Source organism: Micromonospora sp. NPDC048947 (assembly GCF_040649495.1).
GTDB classification, from domain to species: Bacteria; Actinomycetota; Actinomycetes; order Mycobacteriales; family Micromonosporaceae; genus Micromonospora; species Micromonospora alfalfae.
This window is the reverse complement of record NZ_JBEZFO010000052.1, coordinates 1-3,194: the sequence shown is the minus strand read 5'-3', so window position 1 is coordinate 3,194 and position 3,194 is coordinate 1. Positions and strand designations below refer to the sequence as shown.

Sequence of the window (3,194 nt, the reverse complement as noted above, 5' to 3'; positions counted from 1 at the left end):
AAGGAATTGACGGGGGCCCGCACAAGCGGCGGAGCATGCGGATTAATTCGATGCAACGCGAAGAACCTTACCTGGGTTTGACATGGCCGCAAAACCTCCAGAGATGGGGGGTCCTTCGGGGGCGGTCACAGGTGGTGCATGGCTGTCGTCAGCTCGTGTCGTGAGATGTTGGGTTAAGTCCCGCAACGAGCGCAACCCTCGTTCGATGTTGCCAGCGCGTTATGGCGGGGACTCATCGAAGACTGCCGGGGTCAACTCGGAGGAAGGTGGGGATGACGTCAAGTCATCATGCCCCTTATGTCCAGGGCTTCACGCATGCTACAATGGCCGGTACAATGGGCTGCGATACCGTGAGGTGGAGCGAATCCCAAAAAGCCGGTCTCAGTTCGGATCGGGGTCTGCAACTCGACCCCGTGAAGTCGGAGTCGCTAGTAATCGCAGATCAGCAACGCTGCGGTGAATACGTTCCCGGGCCTTGTACACACCGCCCGTCACGTCACGAAAGTCGGCAACACCCGAAGCCGGTGGCCCAACCCTTGTGGAGGGAGCCGTCGAAGGTGGGGCTGGCGATTGGGACGAAGTCGTAACAAGGTAGCCGTACCGGAAGGTGCGGCTGGATCACCTCCTTTCTAAGGAGCACCTTCCGACGAAAGTCGGTAAGGAGCCCGCACTGCCCGAATGTGGTGGTGGGGTGCTCGAATGGCGGAGACACTGGCAAGTTTTGCCCTGGCAACGGCCGGCGGCGCTTAGTACAGCCACTTTTCGGGGTGGTGGGAACGGTTGCTGTTGGTGCGGCTGGGGGAGAATGTGAGCACCCTGTTGGGTCCTGAAGGAACAACCATCGTGTTGTTGTTTCAGAGACGCGCCGGCCTCCTGTGTGGGGGCTGGAAGTCTGCCAGGCATGGCCTGGCCTCACATACCGCCGACTGTTGTTGGGTTTGGTGTGGGGCGGATCGGGTTGTGGGTTGGTCGTTTGTTGAGAATTGCACAGTGGACGCGAGCATCTTTGTGGTCAAGTTGTCAAGGGCGAACGGTGAATGCCTTGGCACCAGGAGCCGATGAAGGACGTGGGAGGCCGCGATAGGCCTGGGGGAGCTGTCAACCAAGCTGTGATCCCAGGGTGTCCGAATGGGGAAACCTGGCACCAGTCATGTGGTGTCACCCACACCTGAACACATAGGGTGTGTGGAGGGAACGCGGGGAAGTGAAACATCTCAGTACCCGTAGGAAGAGAAAACAATTTAGTGATTCCGTGAGTAGTGGCGAGCGAAAGCGGATCGAGGCTAAACCGGCTGCGTGTGATACCTGTCAGGGGTTGCGTGGTCGGGGTTGTGGGACCCTGCTGAACAAGCTGACACTTGTTCGAGAAGTTACAAAGTCAGTGGCTAGTCGAACAGTCTGGAATGGCTGACCGTAGACGGTGAGAGTCCGGTAGGTGAAAGTTGCTGACCTTCTGTGGGTGTTCCCGAGTAGCGGCGGACCCCTGAAATCTGCCGTGAATCTGCCAGGACCACCTGGTAAGCCTAAATACTTCCTGGTGACCGATAGCGGACAAGTACCGTGAGGGAATGGTGAAAAGTACCCCGGGAGGGGAGTGAAATAGTACCTGAAACCGTTCGCCTACAATCCGTCGGAGCCTTGCGGGGTGACGGCGTGCCTTTTGAAGAATGAGCCTGCGAGTTAGTGGCATGTGGCGAGGTTAACCCGTGTGGGGGAGCCGTAGCGAAAGCGAGTCTGAATAGGGCGATTCAGTCGCGTGTCCTAGACCCGAAGCGGAGTGATCTAGCCATGGGCAGGCTGAAGCGCGGGTAAGACCGCGTGGAGGGCCGAACCCACCAATGTTGAAAAATTGGGGGATGACCTGTGGTTAGGGGTGAAAGGCCAATCAAACTCCGTGATAGCTGGTTCTCCCCGAAATGCATTTAGGTGCAGCGTCGCGTGTTTCTTGCCGGAGGTAGAGCACTGGATGGTCTAGGGGGCCCACAAGCTTACCGAAATCAGCCAAACTCCGAATGCCGGTAAGTGAGAGCGCGGCAGTGAGACTGCGGGGGATAAGCTTCGTAGTCGAGAGGGAAACAGCCCAGATCACCAGCTAAGGCCCCTAAGCGTGTGCTAAGTGGAAAAGGATGTGGGGTCGCATAGACAACCAGGAGGTTGGCTTAGAAGCAGCCACCCTTTAAAGAGTGCGTAATAGCTCACTGGTCAAGTGGTTCCGCGCCGACAATGTAGCGGGGCTCAAGCACACCGCCGAAGCTGTGGCATTCACATTTTATCCTCGCTTGGACGTGATTCCTTGTGCAGGTGTGTGGATGGGTAGGGGAGCGTCGTGCCGCGAGTGAAGCAGCGGGGTGACCCAGTTGTGGACGCGGCACGAGTGAGAATGCAGGCATGAGTAGCGAAAGAAGGGTGAGAAACCCTTCCGCCGGATGACCAAGGGTTCCAGGGCCAGGCTAATCCGCCCTGGGTGAGTCGGGACCTAAGGCGAGGCCGAGAGGCGTAGTCGATGGACAACGGGTTGATATTCCCGTACCCGCGAAAGAGCGTCCCTGATGAACCTCGTTGTGCTAACCACCCGAACCATCCAAGACCTTCGGGTTGAGGATGGGGAGCGTGGGAACCTGATGGGTAGTAGTCAAGCGATGGGGTGACGCAGGAAGGTAGCTGAGCCCGGCCGGTGGTTGTGCCGGGGTAAGCGTGTAGGCCGTGTTGTAGGCAAATCCGCAACACATGAAGGCTGAGACGTGATGCCGAGCCGATTCAGGTGAAGTCAGTGATCCTATGCTGCCGAGAAAAGCCTCTAGCGAGTTCTTAGCGGCCCGTACCCCAAACCGACACAGGTGGTCAGGTAGAGAATACCGAGGCGATCGGGCGAACTGTGGTTAAGGAACTCGGCAAATTGCCCCCGTAACTTAGGGAGAAGGGGGGCCGGAGACGTGAAGCCCCGCGCGGGTGGAGCGTTGTATGGCCGCAGAGAGCAGGGGGAAGCGACTGTTTACTAAAAACACAGGTCCATGCGAAGAAGTAATTCGATGTATATGGACTGACGCCTGCCCGGTGCTGGAACGTTAAGGGGACCTGTTAGCTCTTCGGGGCGAAGCGGAGAACTTAAGCGCCAGTAAACGGCGGTGGTAACTATAACCATCCTAAGGTAGCGAAATTCCTTGTCGGGTAAGTTCCGACCTGCACGAATGGCG

General features: G+C 57.8%; 2 rRNA genes. Both read left to right on the top strand.

The features are described from left to right. Positions 1 to 629 (top strand): 16S ribosomal RNA (locus AB0B98_RS33055); the annotation flags it as partial. Positions 630 to 1,010: 381 nt separating this feature from the next. Then, positions 1,011 to 3,194 (top strand): 23S ribosomal RNA (locus AB0B98_RS33050); the annotation flags it as partial.